At 60.0% G+C, this 13,529-nt stretch carries 11 protein-coding genes; 4 read left to right on the top strand and 7 right to left on the bottom strand.

The features are described 5' to 3' along the window. Positions 1 to 49 precede the first annotated feature (49 nt). Complete coding sequence (locus tag JNL55_RS16955) at positions 50 to 1,144, top strand: helix-turn-helix domain-containing protein (protein WP_293856011.1); 1,095 nt, start codon at positions 50 to 52, stop codon at positions 1,142 to 1,144. A gap of 21 nt (positions 1,145 to 1,165) precedes the next feature. On the opposite strand, the gene JNL55_RS16950 is transcribed toward JNL55_RS16955, so the two are convergent. The 5 genes from JNL55_RS16950 to JNL55_RS16930 all read right to left on the bottom strand — a co-directional run bounded on the left by JNL55_RS16950 (position 1,166) and on the right by JNL55_RS16930 (position 7,062). Further along, on the bottom strand, positions 1,166 to 2,044 hold the full coding sequence (locus tag JNL55_RS16950; protein ID WP_293856008.1) for a DUF481 domain-containing protein: 879 nt from the start codon (positions 2,042 to 2,044) through the stop codon (positions 1,166 to 1,168). A 47-nt stretch (positions 2,045 to 2,091) separates the two neighbouring features. Then, on the bottom strand, positions 2,092 to 3,243 hold the full coding sequence (locus JNL55_RS16945) for a DUF1513 domain-containing protein (protein WP_293856005.1): 1,152 nt from the start codon (positions 3,241 to 3,243) through the stop codon (positions 2,092 to 2,094). Further along, positions 3,240 to 4,661: a di-heme oxidoredictase family protein gene (locus JNL55_RS16940; protein WP_293856002.1), complete on the bottom strand. Its 1,422-nt coding sequence runs from the start codon at positions 4,659 to 4,661 to the stop codon at positions 3,240 to 3,242. Before JNL55_RS16940 ends, JNL55_RS16945 begins: the two co-directional genes overlap by 4 nt. Positions 4,662 to 4,669: 8 nt before the next feature. Continuing rightward, positions 4,670 to 5,881: an imelysin family protein gene (locus tag JNL55_RS16935; RefSeq protein WP_293855999.1), complete on the bottom strand. Its 1,212-nt coding sequence runs from the start codon at positions 5,879 to 5,881 to the stop codon at positions 4,670 to 4,672. A 572-nt stretch (positions 5,882 to 6,453) separates the two neighbouring features. Further along, a complete protein-coding gene (locus JNL55_RS16930) occupies positions 6,454 to 7,062 on the bottom strand; it encodes a superoxide dismutase (RefSeq protein ID WP_293855996.1) in 609 nt (202 codons plus the stop codon). A gap of 449 nt (positions 7,063 to 7,511) precedes the next feature. On the opposite strand from JNL55_RS16930, the gene JNL55_RS16925 reads away from it, so the two are divergent. Continuing rightward, complete coding sequence (locus tag JNL55_RS16925) at positions 7,512 to 7,832, top strand: hypothetical protein (protein WP_293855993.1); 321 nt, start codon at positions 7,512 to 7,514, stop codon at positions 7,830 to 7,832. 2 nt (positions 7,833 to 7,834) lie between these two features. Here the strand turns inward: JNL55_RS16925 and JNL55_RS16920 are convergent, their stop codons facing one another. Next, positions 7,835 to 8,506 (bottom strand): nitroreductase, encoded by a 672-nt coding sequence (locus tag JNL55_RS16920; protein ID WP_415923096.1) that lies wholly within the window; start codon positions 8,504 to 8,506, stop codon positions 7,835 to 7,837. Between the two features lie 53 nt (positions 8,507 to 8,559). On the opposite strand from JNL55_RS16920, the gene JNL55_RS16915 reads away from it, so the two are divergent. Continuing rightward, positions 8,560 to 9,447: an alpha/beta fold hydrolase gene (locus JNL55_RS16915; protein ID WP_415923095.1), complete on the top strand. Its 888-nt coding sequence runs from the start codon at positions 8,560 to 8,562 to the stop codon at positions 9,445 to 9,447. A 1,356-nt stretch (positions 9,448 to 10,803) separates the two neighbouring features. Here the strand turns inward: JNL55_RS16915 and JNL55_RS16910 are convergent. Beyond that, on the bottom strand, positions 10,804 to 10,962 hold the full coding sequence (locus JNL55_RS16910; RefSeq protein ID WP_293855986.1) for a hypothetical protein: 159 nt from the start codon (positions 10,960 to 10,962) through the stop codon (positions 10,804 to 10,806). A gap of 114 nt (positions 10,963 to 11,076) precedes the next feature. Between JNL55_RS16910 and JNL55_RS16905 the strand changes: the two genes are divergently transcribed. Continuing rightward, the coding region (locus JNL55_RS16905; RefSeq protein WP_415923094.1) for a hypothetical protein at positions 11,077 to 13,529 on the top strand (2,453 nt) is incomplete at its 3' end.

The raw sequence follows: 13,529 nt of genomic DNA, 5'->3' as shown, positions 1-13,529 counted from the left end.
TTCGACGGATCGTTGATTGGACCTCAGTCAGGCAAAGGGAGGCGACGCCATGGCACGACTGGTATTTCGGGACTTCGATGAGTTTGCCGAAGCAATCACAGGGGTAGACGGACGCTTCATTCCGACCGCACGCTCGGTTTCGGAATGGTGGACCGAAGCGGTGCGCCCGGGTTCGGTTTCGTTACAGCAGATCCAGATCGGGAGCGCGACCACGTTTGCCGGCGACGGCGAGCCGGGGCGCTATACCTTCGGCCTGCCGATGACCGACCCAACCCAAATCCGGATCGACGGCCACTTCCTCGAACCGGATGCATTCATCATGTTGCACGAGGATCAGCCCTTCACTTTCACCGGACAGGACGTGGTGCGGTGGGCGGGCGTGAGTGTGCCGACGGATACCAAACTGATCTCGCACGATCTGTTGCTGACAGCTCGTGCTGGACACGGTCCACGGACGCGCGCCGCGTTGCCTTACTTGGATCGGCTGCGATGGGTCACCGAGCGTGCTGTCTCCAGCAACATCGACTTCAGCGAAGCGGCGGCGATCGCGGCGGCTGAAGAAGAAGTGGCGATCTGTATCGCTCACGTGCTCGAACGCAGCATGAAAGTGCTGGACCGGCACGTCGGCCGGCCGCAGTTCTCACGCAGTCGAGTGATTGCACGTACTTTGCAACTGATCGAAGCGAACGAAGGTCAACCGTTGTTCATCGACGATTTGTGTCGAGTGACTCAAGTCAGTGAGCGCACCTTGAGAAACATTTTTCACGAGTTCTTCGGCGTCGGTCCGATGCGGCTGCTCAAGGTTCGTCAGCTGCGTGAAATTCGCGCCGCGTTGTTACGTGCCGATCCGCAACGCGACACGGTGACGCGTATTGCCGCGCGCTTCGGCATTTGGGATTTCAGCTTGTTCGCACGCAACTACAAAGCGTTGTTCGGTGAATCGCCCTCGCGCACGTTGCGCACGCCATCCACTGACGTGAAAGTGCGTTCGTCGCTGTCCTGGCTGCACTACGCGTCGAAGATTTTTATTGATGACATGCGGGGCGCGACCCATCCGCATGGCGACGACGGCCATGGGGACGACGACGATGCGCCGGTGGTCATCCAGCAGGCCGAGGTCATCCCGCTGCGGGCCAAGACCTGACCGCCAAGATCTGACAGTTGACTAGAGGCTGGCCCGCATGAACAACAGCGGGCCAGCCATCGTCAGATCGACCAGGCCGGGCGTGTCGGTGTCGCGCGAATCCACTTGTACGTTGAAGTTGCGATAACCCAAGCCGAACACGAAGTGCGGATTCATGCGCCAGGTGAGCGCGGCTCGCGCATCCAACACCGAGCCGTCGATTTCATCGAACTCCACTGATAGATATTGAGCGCGCGCTTCGAATGACCAGCGGTCGTTGAAATCGAAGCGGCCTTCGATGCCGGCCAACGGCAGCGGCGTCACACCGTTCTCCGATTCACGCACCACACGGCGCCGGACCACCGCATTCGCTTCCACTTCGACTACCTGAATGCCGAACGTGAGCGCAAGGTCCAAGCGACGGGTTTTCACCACGCTGTAGCCGTAGGTAAGGCCGACCATGGTCAGATTCAGCGTGCTGTCCACCGGCTCGCCGGCTCGATACGTCTGTTCGTCGAACACGATGGTGCGATCGATGATCTTTTGCGCCGAGCGCCGCAGCCCGAAGCCGCTCAAGCGAATCAGGTGACGGTCGCCGGGCAGCAGCGTGATCTCAGCGAGCGGCAGCAGTTTGGTGTCGTCGAGGCCCAGATCCTCTTCGGCATTCAGCAGCGTGCCTTGGGTGGCCAGCGTGGGGTCGATGCGCAGGTCCGTGTCGAGGTAGGCGTTCAGCGCCATGACTTCGACGCGAAAGCGATCCTCGATCACGTGCGGTTTGGGTTGGGGCGCCCAGTCCGGCAGCTTGTCGTTGGTGGGCTTCTTGTCGGCGGCGTGCGCAGCGCTCGCGCCCAGCAGCAGGCCCACGAGCAAGCTCAGGGCGAGGGTCGATGCGACTTTGCGTTCATGAATCACTGCGGACACTCCGGCGTTGATCCACCTTAGGATCGCGCTGGATTATGCCCGTGTGCTCACACAGTCGCGACCCAGTGATCGTCCCAGCGGATCGGTTCGGCGCTGGCAAACTTTAGAAAGTGTGACCGCAGTCGACTTTCATCCAGATCGTAAGCCGTGCCGTCGCGTTGTGACGCCAGGATCGAACCGTCGTCGACTCGCGACAACCCATACGTTTCCGACGCGGCCACGAAGCCGAGATAACGTTCGTCGTGCAGCGACCAGCAGGCGACACCGCCACCATACGGACAGGCCGCAGCGATCAGGTCGTGGGTTTCGCTGATGGCGATGCTCGCAACGTAACCTTGGAAGCGCGGTGTTTCCTCAGCAGGTGCAGTCAACAGCCGGAACTGCGCTTGCCTACCGGGCAGCGCCGGGCGATACAAGCCGACGATGCCAGGCGTTTGTTCCTTGTTGCCTTCGTACTGCAGGCCGACGGCGGTGATGCCGGTGCTGGTCATGGCGACGTGACGAATGCTCAGCAAATGATCGGGCAGCCGCCATTGCTCCTTGCGCTCGCCGGTGGCGGCGTCGAGTACGCACAGCGATGGATCCATCGTGGGAATGTTCAGCTTGCGACGGAACGTGCGCGGGTGAGTCATGATGCCGCCGTTCGCGACCAACAAAGAACTATGGTCAGGCAACCAGGCCACTTCATGCGGATCGATGCCTTGAGTATCGATCTCGCCGACGACGGAGAAGTTACGTGCGTCGCGCACCACCACGACACCGCGTGCGTGTTCGAAATCGTGTTCAGGCGTGAAGATCAACTCACCGTTGGCTGAGTACGTGCCATGGCCGGCGAGATGTCGCCCTTCCTGCGTCGTGAACACGGTGCGTGCTTGCATGCTCGCACGGTCGAGCTCGAACGCTTGCGTGCCCGGGCGACGTGCAAAAAACAAAACCCGATTCGGATCGGTCGGATGAACGGCGCAACCGTGCGCACGCATCGGGATGCGAGCGCCGAATACCTTCTGAGTTTGCAACGACAGGCCGCCGACGAATTGATCGCCGCGTGCATCTTCAAACGCCGAGAGCAACGTGCCGGTGCGCGCTTTGCTCTCGGAGGAGAACAGCAATCCGCCGGCTGCCACCGCACTCAACGATGCCGAAGCCAGCAAGAACTGGCGACGGGACAATTTCAACGGGTTGTTGGTCGAACTGCTCATAACGAGTCGATGAACCTCAGCAAAGCCTCGCGATCCTGTTTGGACAGAGTGCGAAATGCTTCCTTGGCGCGTTCGCCTTCACCGCCGTGCCACAGAATCGCTTCACTCACATCGCGCGCACGCCCATCGTGGAGCAAACGCGTGTGACCGTTGACTGTCTTTTGCAGTCCCAGTCCCCACAGTGGCTGAGTTCGCCACTCACTGCCGCTGGCCGCGAAGTCAGCGCGGCCGTCCGCCAAGCCTTCGCCCATGTCATGCAACAGCAGATCGGTGAAAGGATGGATGGTTTGGTCGCTCAGCCACGGCTGATCTTTGACGGTGCCGGTCTTGAACGTGGCGCGATGACAAGATTCGCAGCCGCTGTCCAGAAACAACTGGGCGCCGCGCTTCACGTCCGGTGCATCCAGATTACGCCGCACCGGCACGGCCAGCATGCGCTGATAGGTGACGATGTGAGCGAAGATCTCGTCGCTGATTTCCGGTTCGCCGCCGGTCGGCGCAGCCAGGCACGCTGTCTGCACTGGTGTGCAGATTTCGTGCGGACGAATCGACGTCGTCATGCCGATCTCGCTCGAGAACGCAGCCGCCGTTTGGTGCGCGATGTCCGGCTGATTGAGTTTCCAGCCGAAACGGCCCAGCACGGCGCGGTTCACCAGCGGATCCCACACATGATTCGGGCGGCCGGAAATGCCGTCTTTGTCGGTATCCTCCGGATCGCTGCGTTCCATGATCTGTTGTTCCGGAACCGCTTCGAGCAGGCCCGAGCCGAACACGGCTGGCGCGATGCGCGGCGACAGTTTCGTGTCGGCCGCCATCTCGCCATACGCCAGCTCTTCGAACAAGTATTCCGGCGCGAGCAATGTGTACGGTGTGCCGTCGCCGTAGGTGCCCGCGATCTCACGATGTTTGATACGGACTTTGCCTTCCGCTTGCACGCCGCCGATGGCGAACGGATTGAAGTTGGCGCCGTAGTTCGGATCGGCCTGCGGCTCGTTGTTGTCGCCTGGCGTGGAGGTGGCGAACTGAATCACCAGCGATACCGGCTGCTCTTCTTCGGTCAGCGGCGGTTGTCCGCGACCGTCGTTGTTGTGGCACTGATCGCAGCTGCGCGCATTGAACAGCGGGCCCAAGCCATCGCGAGCGCCAGCGCTCGCGGGTGCCACTACCCACGGACTGTTGAAGAACGCGTTGCCGATGAAGAACTCGCCTCGCTGCGCGACCGTCAAGTTGGTGGCCGGTCGCGAGAAGGCATGGCGCGACGATTCGCTGACCGTCATGGCGCCGCCGGAGTTCGGTTGTAACAACTCATCCGGCGACCTGCCTTTGGAGCAGGCGCCGAGCAAGACCATCGCGCTAGCTAGCGCGGTAACGAACGTGAGCCTGGCAACGTAGCGGGGCTCTGGATACAAAGCTTTCATCGACGCGCCTAGTCCCCCAAGCCTTCGAGATCGGACAAGAAGATGTCGATGGAGCGCGCACCGCGAGACAACGACAGTGCTTGTGCGCGCAAGGCATCGATAGCGGCCTGCATGCGAGCGCGGCCTTCGACGTTCTCGGCGAGAATTTCGCGATCGAACGGATTCTTGATGGCGCCCACCGTCTCATGAGTGCGCACCAGGCGCGCTTCGATTTCTTCGGCGGCACGTGCATCTTTGGCTTTGATCAGGTCGGCCAGGCTTGGGCCGCTGATGGTCGAACCGTCGAGCCGCTTGTAACGGCCGAAGTAAACATTCTCGATGCCTGCCGCATTGGCGCGCAGCTCATCGGCCGTCAGATCGCTGAAGCAGGACTGCTCTTCTTCCTGATCGGACGACAGCAGCGGCACGTTCATGCGCTCGCCGGCCATTTCCACTTCCGACAGCGCCGCGATGCCGGTGAGCATGCGCTTCAAGCTGGTGTAGACGTCGCCGGTGAGGAACTGGGTGCGATAGTTTGCTTCCTTGGACTCGCGCCACTGCGCGGCCACCGATTCCAGATCGCTCACGATCAGCGCCGATGCCGCCTTCAGATATTGGCCGCGGCGAGCATTCACGTCGGTGGCCGGGTCGCCTTGCGGGATGAAATCGGTGTGCGGCCGCTGGCCGGCCGACTCGGGCGGGTCGTTCCAGTCCTGACCCCACAACAAAAACTCCACGGCGTGATAGCCGCTGGCGATGTTCTTCTCGCCGCCGTTTTCGTTTTGGTCGGCGATCAGCTCCGGCGTGATCTCCGGGAACTGCTTGGGGTTGCCGATGATGTTCAAGCCGGGCGCGGCGTTGTACTTGTCCAACGCCACCGCGTCGATGTGATTCTCATCCAGCGGCCAGCCATTGAGTTGGCCTTCCGGCCCGTGCTCGCTGTCGATGGGGCCGCCGTAGAAGCGGAACGCCTCGGAGTAGCCATAGGGGATGCGCGCGGCCTTCCAGCTGTCACGGGCGGCATTCAGCGTCTGCTCGCTGGGATTGGCCAGCAGCGCGTCGACGGCGGTATCCAGTGCGCGGGCGGTGGCGAGGGTGTCCTCGTAAGTCGCCAGCACGATAGCGGCGTAGTTCTCCAGCACTGGTACCCGAGTGTCCGGAGGTTGGGTGCGAGTGCAGCCGGCTGCCAGGGACAGGCAGACCGTAGCCGCCGCGGCGGACTTGAAAACGGATCCAAGCATGAGAAGGGGTCGCTTTGTAGAAATAAGGTGCGGCCCGCCACCGGCGGGAACGCCCTGATTTTATTCTCAATCGAGAATGACTCGCAATTAAGAATGAGTCAGTCTTAGCGCGGGCTGGGCCAAGCCCCTGGGGCTCAACTGGGTGGGGCCCATGGCAGCGGGACCCATTGAGGCGGGGCTGCCTAACGAGGTGGGGCGGAGGCTTTGGCGCCGATGGAGGATGTGGGTGAGGTCCTCGCCATCGACGCCAAGGCGGTCCGCGGCCTTTTCAATGGACAGCCCCTCACAAACGATGAGGCTGACCGCCGCCCAATACAGAGCGGCTTCGGTCCTGGAGTCGTGCTGGCGCTGCATGTTGCTCGATGCGTTCGTCCCGCAAAACCATGGGGACACGCGAGCTGCCATGTTGCGAGCGGCGAGAGCACAGGAAAACCGGCACATATACTGAAGCCGGCTTGTGAGGGAGAGCGGTAAATCCCTACCCGGCCGGACGGTCACGAAACGGCCGGGTAGCAAAACGAGGTCGAGGGACAGATTTCAAATCTGTCCCTGCCACCGCTACCGATGTCGGATCAACGGTCGACTTCGTCGAGGCGCTTGCCGACGAACTGCCAGTTGGCCAGCTTCTCCACCACGGCTTTGACGAAGCCGGCGCGGTTCTGCTGGTGGTCCAGGTAATAGGCGTGTTCCCACACGTCGACAGTCCACAGCGCGTGACCTTCGGTGATCAACGGGCTGTCAGCATCGTGCGTGGTCGCGATCTCGAGCTTGCCGTCCTTCGCCACCAGCCAGGCCCAGCCGCTGCCGAACTGACCGACGGCCGCTTCGACGAACTTGTCGCGGAAGTTGTCGACCGAGTCGAACGCCGCTTCGATGCGCTTCTTCAGCGGCTCCGGCGGAGTGCTGCCGCCGTTGGGCGCGAGCGAGTTCCAGAAAAAGTCGTGGTTCCACACCTGCGCGGCATTGTTGAAGATCTTGCGCTCTTTGCCACTCTTGTTGGCAGTCGCCTTGATGATGCTTTCCAGGTCCTGTTTTTCCAGCGGCGTGCCGGCCACGAACTCATTCAGCTTGGTCACGTAGGTTGCATGGTGCTTGCCGTGGTGATGCTCCAAGGTGCGCGCCGAGATGGTCGGGCCGAGGGAATCTTTGGCAAATGGCAAGGGCATCAATTCGAAGGCCATGGCGGGCTCCAGCTAGCGATAAACAGGGGGATAAGTTGGCCAACGTATCGCAGATAAGCGAAGTTCCCGGGCGCCCCCGGGCGTTGGCGGGAACGGAGAATACCTGCACTGACAGGCGCTTGACCACCGGCCGGCCTGCAGTGGCGGTGGCAGCGTGGCTCAAGCGCGTCGCTGCGGTTGTCGCGCGAACTGTGAATCAGTTCACGTCTCGCTCATTGGACCTTGCGAGCTGGTGGCCGGGTTCAGCAGGAAATCCTACCGTGCCGTCAATAGTGATCATGCGCAGCGCGGCGAGAGCGACTATATTTCACACGTTCCGTTGCGCAGGCCACGAGTCAGCAGGGCCCCTAGAAGCCCAGGACCGGCACGGAGCATCAAGCGTTCAACACGAGGCGCAGGGGGCATGTCCGCAGGACGCGGTCGGTCACAGGCGCCGGGAGGATAGGTTCGTGGGCAAAGCGACCAAGATCGCGGCCATCTTCGCCTTGGGCGTGATGGCGACAGTGGCGACGATTGCAGTTCAAGCAGCGGAAGAAGCGGCGGCGAGCACTTACGTGACGCTCAAACTCGAAGGCGCATGCGATGCGCAGAACACTCGTTTGTGGTTGGTGAACTCACATACGTTCAAGACCATCGCCACCACCGTGCGGTGGAAAGCAGCGGGCGGCAAAGATCTTCGCGAGCAGTTTTTCCCCGGACCGAACTCGGTGCGCGAAATCGGCTGCGCCGCCGAGGCAGAAATCCTCGAAGCCAAGTTCGCCGACTTCTGATTTCAGCAACCGTGCAAGGTCACGAATTCCTCCAACGGCGCGCGCTCGGTGCGTAACGAATTGATCGGCGCGCTCTCATCCATGTAGCCCAGCGCCATGCCGCTGAAGAGCATGGTTGCTGCCGGCAGTCGCAGAAATTCCGCCACCGTCTTGGGCCACATCGACCAGGCCTCCTGCGCGCAGCTGTGCAGGCCGTGCTCGCGGGCCAGTAACATTACGGTCTGCATGAACATGCCCAGATCGGCCCATTGCGCCTGACCCATGTGCCGGTCGATACAAAAGAACAAGCCCACCGGCGCACCAAACAACTGGAAGTTTCTGGCGAACTGCTGCAAGCGAGCCGGCCGGTTGTCGCGCGTGACGCCGATCGTCGCGTACATGTCTTCACCGCATTTGAAGCGCCGGGCACGATAAGGATCCTGCAGCTCCGGTGGATACACGTTGTATTCCGTGCCTTCTCCCATCGGCAGCTGCGACGCCTTGTCGCGGATCGCAGCGAGAAATTCCGTCAGCGGCTGGCCGGTCAACACGTGCACCAGCCAAGGTTGTAAATTGCCACCCGACGGCGCGCGCCTGGCGCTTTCCAGAATTGCCAGCAATGTCTCTTTTGGCACAGGCTTGTCGAGAAAAGCGCGGCAGCTGATGCGGCTATCGACGGCCGCCGTGACGGTCATGTTCATAGACGAGGGAGAAGTCCGTGGTGGAGTCCGCTCAAGATAACATCGACATGCCCGGCGGTACTTCGCTGGTGTTTCGAACCTTTCGTGCTACCGACACGCCGCGTGCGGCCGTGATCGTTCCCTCTGCGATGGGCGTGGCGCAGAAGTTCTACACTCAGTTCGCCGAATGGCTGGCCGGCCAGGGTTATCACGTCACCACGTTCGACTATCGCGGCATTGGTTTCTCAGCGCCGCGGTCGTTGCGTGGCTATCCCGTCGATCTGTTTGCTTGGGCGCGCGAAGACTGTGCCGCCATCATCGACCTGGTGAAGTCGCAGTACCCCGATCTGCCGCTGCACTGGATCGGTCACAGCCTCGGCGGCCAACTGCTCGGCCTCATTCCCAATCGCGAACGCATCGATCGGGTCATCACCGTCGCCACCGGCAGCGGCTATTGGCTCGAGAATACCTGGCGCACTAAATCGATGGTGTGGTGGCTGTGGTTTTTCTTGGTGCCGTTGGCGTTGCGTGTTGCCGGCTATTTTCCCGGCAAGCGCTTGCGCAAGGTCGGCAACCTGCCGTTCGGCGTAATGAAGCAATGGCGCCGCTGGTGCCTCAATCGCGAATACGTCGTCGGCGCCGAAGGCGATCAAGTGCGCGCTGCGTATGCATCGGTGCGAATTCCGATGCTGTCCTTGTCTTTCACCGACGATGAAATGATGTCCGCCAAGGGCATCAAGTCGCTACATGGTTTGTATGTAAATGCGCCCGTCGAATATCGGCGCATCGCCCCTCGCGAAATCGGCGCACGCCACATCGGGCACTTCGGCTTCTTCCGCCCGCAATTCGCTCAGACGCTATGGCCACTGGTGCCGCACTGGCTGGGGGGAAAAAATAGCGTGCGCGAGGTTCATCACATCGCGCACGCCGGCATCCGAGATGGCTCAGGGGGATAATTGACCATCGTCGTAAGCACGTTAAAACCGAAGAGACTCGCGTCCGAAGACGCTCGGTTTCATTAATGCAGGAGCCGTGCCAGGTCCACTTGGACTGAGAATGGCGAAAAATAAGGGCCCGTGCATTCGCCGAACCGCCCTTGATGCACTCGTGGTGTGCATGTGAGCGCAACCACGCGCCGAAATGGGTACGCCGGCGGGATTTGTCATGGAAGTGTCAATGAGCGTGGGTGAGATGAATCGGGGAAAGGCTGAACGTGGCGATTGAAGGTCATCGCTCACATAAAGTCCGCCCGTCAGTGTCGACTCGTCGCGTACTCGAGTTGCGTTAGATCATCACGAGCGGGCTCGGGATGGAATGTCGCCCGCGATTCGATTCACTAGGTCGGCGCGATTTAGTGGCGCTTGTTCAACATCAAATTGCTGTTGCACTCACAACAGCGTCTGGTCTAGCTCCCGCCATTCATACTTTCCCCGATTGAGTTCACTGTGTTGCTAAGGATAGTGTCGCAGCACAATCAGAGCTTCACTTAGCCAGGGAAAGGCAACTCGATTCCCTGGCTGCATGGACCAGAGGAACGAAGAATGAATCGATACGGATGTTCGGCATGGGGCTTGTATCACTGCTTGCACTTGTTGCTGCTATTCACTGTCGCAATCTCCGCTCAGGCAAGCGAGCAAGGCATTCTGCCTGACATCAGATATCACGTTGATCAAGGCGCCTATAAGACTCCTGAGGATGCGTTTGAGGCTGTAAAGGCTCTGTATGCGAGGTTAGGGATTCCGACTCCGTCGAATTTCAGACCATGCGCAGCTTCCTATTACAGCAATAACGTTGCGCATACGTGGTGCTGGGATATACCGGGTCGGTCTGAGTACGGCGCTCTCTCCACTACAAGAGAATGCCCCGCAGAAGCTCCCAGCAATGTCACTATCATGCTGTCGGGACCGCCGATTGTGTATTACAAAGAGTATTGCCGCCCTCCTTGGGATCGGCAGCAGTTGCCCCCGCCAGTTTGCGATGGCGCCTGTGTTGGCAATCCAATACAAGTCGACACGCAGATCAAAGTTCAAAAAGAACTGGATATCGGTGTGGGCTCGCTGCGTTTCGAGCGCGTGTACACATCCAATTCCGGTGAGTGGCGGCACACTTTTTCGACCAACGCTTGGAATCTCGAACTAAATAGTCTCGCGAATCTCGCCAGCAATGCATCACCGGGCTGCTTCTTAGGAACGGTCAGTCTGTTTGCACCGAAAGAGCGAGTATGTCTGCCATACGCCAGTAACTCGGACATGGGTCGAACTGGCGCAGCCGATTGGGTCGTGCACAGGAGTGATGGCCGCACCGTTGGAATCTCAAGCGTGTCGCAGCGTGCAATCGACGCGGGCGCTCGCGAGGTGGCGCATACGACAACTAACGGCGGAGCTTTCGATGGGCTCGTCGTGTACGACGGCAATGACACCGTGGAATTCTTTGATCGCGAAGGTCGCCTGATTCGGCGCAGTCAACTTCATGGGGGTGGAGTGCTTGTCACCTACTTGACGTCGGCAGGAATGAAGATCCCGGCCACGGCGCCATCTTGTTCCGGCTTGAGCACTGGCCCGGGGCGTGCGGGGCAGCCTAGTTGTGTGACTGATAGCACCACCGGTCGTCAACTGATCTTTGCTTATAACTCGGCGGGCAACTTGATTTCGGTCACCGATCCAGCTGGCAATGCGGTGACTTATCAGTACAACGGTGCGACGTCTAGCGGCACCTTTCCTGGATACGACGCGTTGACTCGAGTGACGTATGCCGACGCTTCTGAGCGCACCTATCACTACAACGAGGCTTCCCTCACTAGCAGTGCTAACTTACCCCAGGCGCTGACGGGGATTACCGACGAGGTGAGTGCTCGGTACGCCAGTTTTGGTTACAGCAACGATCGGAGCGCGCTGAGTACGTCACATGCTGGCGGCGCCGATTCGTACACGATCAATCCGTCGACAGCGGCCGTGACGGATGCGCTTGGTCGGCAGTTTTCCTATGGAACTCGGACGATTACCAAGCTCGCGTCCGACGGATCTCTTGCCAGTAGGGTCAAGTTGCCCGAAACGTGGCAGATCCCGTTACCCGGTGGCGGTACTGCCCAGCGACAGCGTGACTACGACGCAGCTGGCAATCTGACGTTGCGGAAGGATTACAAAGGTTACGAAACCCGCTTTCAGTACGACCCGACACGCAATTACGAAATCGTTCGAATCGAAGCGTACGGCACGGCAAACGCTCGCTGGACGCACACCGATTGGCATCCAAACTGGCGCTTGCCGATAAAGGTTTCCGAGCCGAAGCGGATGACCTGGTCGATCTATAACGGTCAACCAGATCCTACTAACGGCAACACCATAGTCACGTGTGCTCCGGGTGGCGCGCTGCTCGATGGTCAGCCGATCGCCGTGCTATGCAAGCAGGTGCGGCAGGCAACCACTGATACAACCGGCCAAAGCGGATTCGCAGCAACGCTAGTCGGCTCAGCACGTGTCTGGACGTACACATACAATGCCGGCGGGCAGGTGCTCACCAGCGATGGTCCGCGCACCGATGTCAGTGACGCTGTGGCGTACACATACTATGCCGCTGACGATACTCAGACGCCGAAGACCTATCGAAAGGGTGATCTGTACACCGTGACTAATGCGCTCGGTCACGTCACCACTTACAACTCATACAATGCGAACGGACAGCCACTAACCATCACTGACTCGAATGGTGTCGTTACCGCGCTCAGTTACGATTCAAGGTATCGCCTTACGTCGAGGACGGTCGGCTCCGAGCAAACTGCATTCAACTACTGGCCGACTGGCTTGTTGAAGAAGACGACGCTGCCGGACGGGACATACCTGCAATACACCTATGACGTTGCCCATCGACTGACTGATGTTGTCGACTCAGAAGGAAACAACATTCACTACACATTGGACGCGCTAGGTAATCGCACCAAAGAAGACGTGCTCGATCCGTCGTCGGCACTGACCAGGACTTCGCAGCGTGTAATTAACGTGCTGAATCACGTGTCGCAGCAGATAGGTGCAGCGGGCACCGCCAACGTCACGACGACGTACGGGTACGATAAAAACGGCAATCAAACCAGCGTTGCCGCTCCGCTTGGTCGCAATAGTGCTCAAGTCTATGATCAGCTGAACCGACTGACTCAGGTCACCGATCCGCTGAGTGGCGTTACGCAATATGGCTACGACGCGCTGGATCAGCTGGTCTCAGTGACTGATCCGCGAAATCTGGTCACCTCCTATACCTTCAACGGCTTGGGTGATTTGGAGCAGCAGGTGAGCCCGGACACCGGCACGACCAACAACACCTACGACTCCGGCGGCAACCTCTCAACTAGCACCAATGCTCGCAGCGCCGTCACGACGTACACCTACGATGCGCTCAATCGCGTAGCCACGGCGGCATTCACGATCGGCGCAACCACCGATCAAACTCTCTCCTATACCTACGACGCTGGCACGTACGGCAAGGGCAAGCTCACCGGCGTCTCCGACACCAACCATTCCTTGTCCTGGACATACGACGATCAAGGTCGCGTGCTCACCGCCGTGCAAGCTGTTGGCGCCGTCAGCAAGACGACGAGCTACGCATACGCGAGCGGCTTACGCCAAAGCATGACGACACCGTCGGGCCAAGTGATTACATACGGCTACACGAACGGCAAAGTGACCAGCATCAGCGCAAATGGCACCGTGCTGATCTCCAACATACTCCACGACCCGTTCGGCCCGGTGCGGCAATGGACCTGGGCGAATGGCTCACTGGCCGTGCGCACGTTCGATCAAGACGGCAAGATCACTCAGCTCGATAGCGGCGGTCTGAAAACCTATGCCTACGATGATGCCTTCCGCATCACCGGCATCACCGACACGACGAATTCCGCGTTGAGTTGGACCTACGGCTATGACGATCTCGATCGTCTCACCAGTGCCTCGAAGACCAGCACGACGATCGGTTACACGTACGACGCGAATGGCAATCGCCTGGCTCAAACAGGCACGAGTGCCTCGACATATACCGTTGCTGCTGCAAG

The organism is Steroidobacter sp. (assembly GCF_016790065.1).
Taxonomy (GTDB): Bacteria; Pseudomonadota; Gammaproteobacteria; order Steroidobacterales; family Steroidobacteraceae; genus Steroidobacter.
This window is presented reverse-complemented; position numbering and strand designations above follow the sequence as displayed.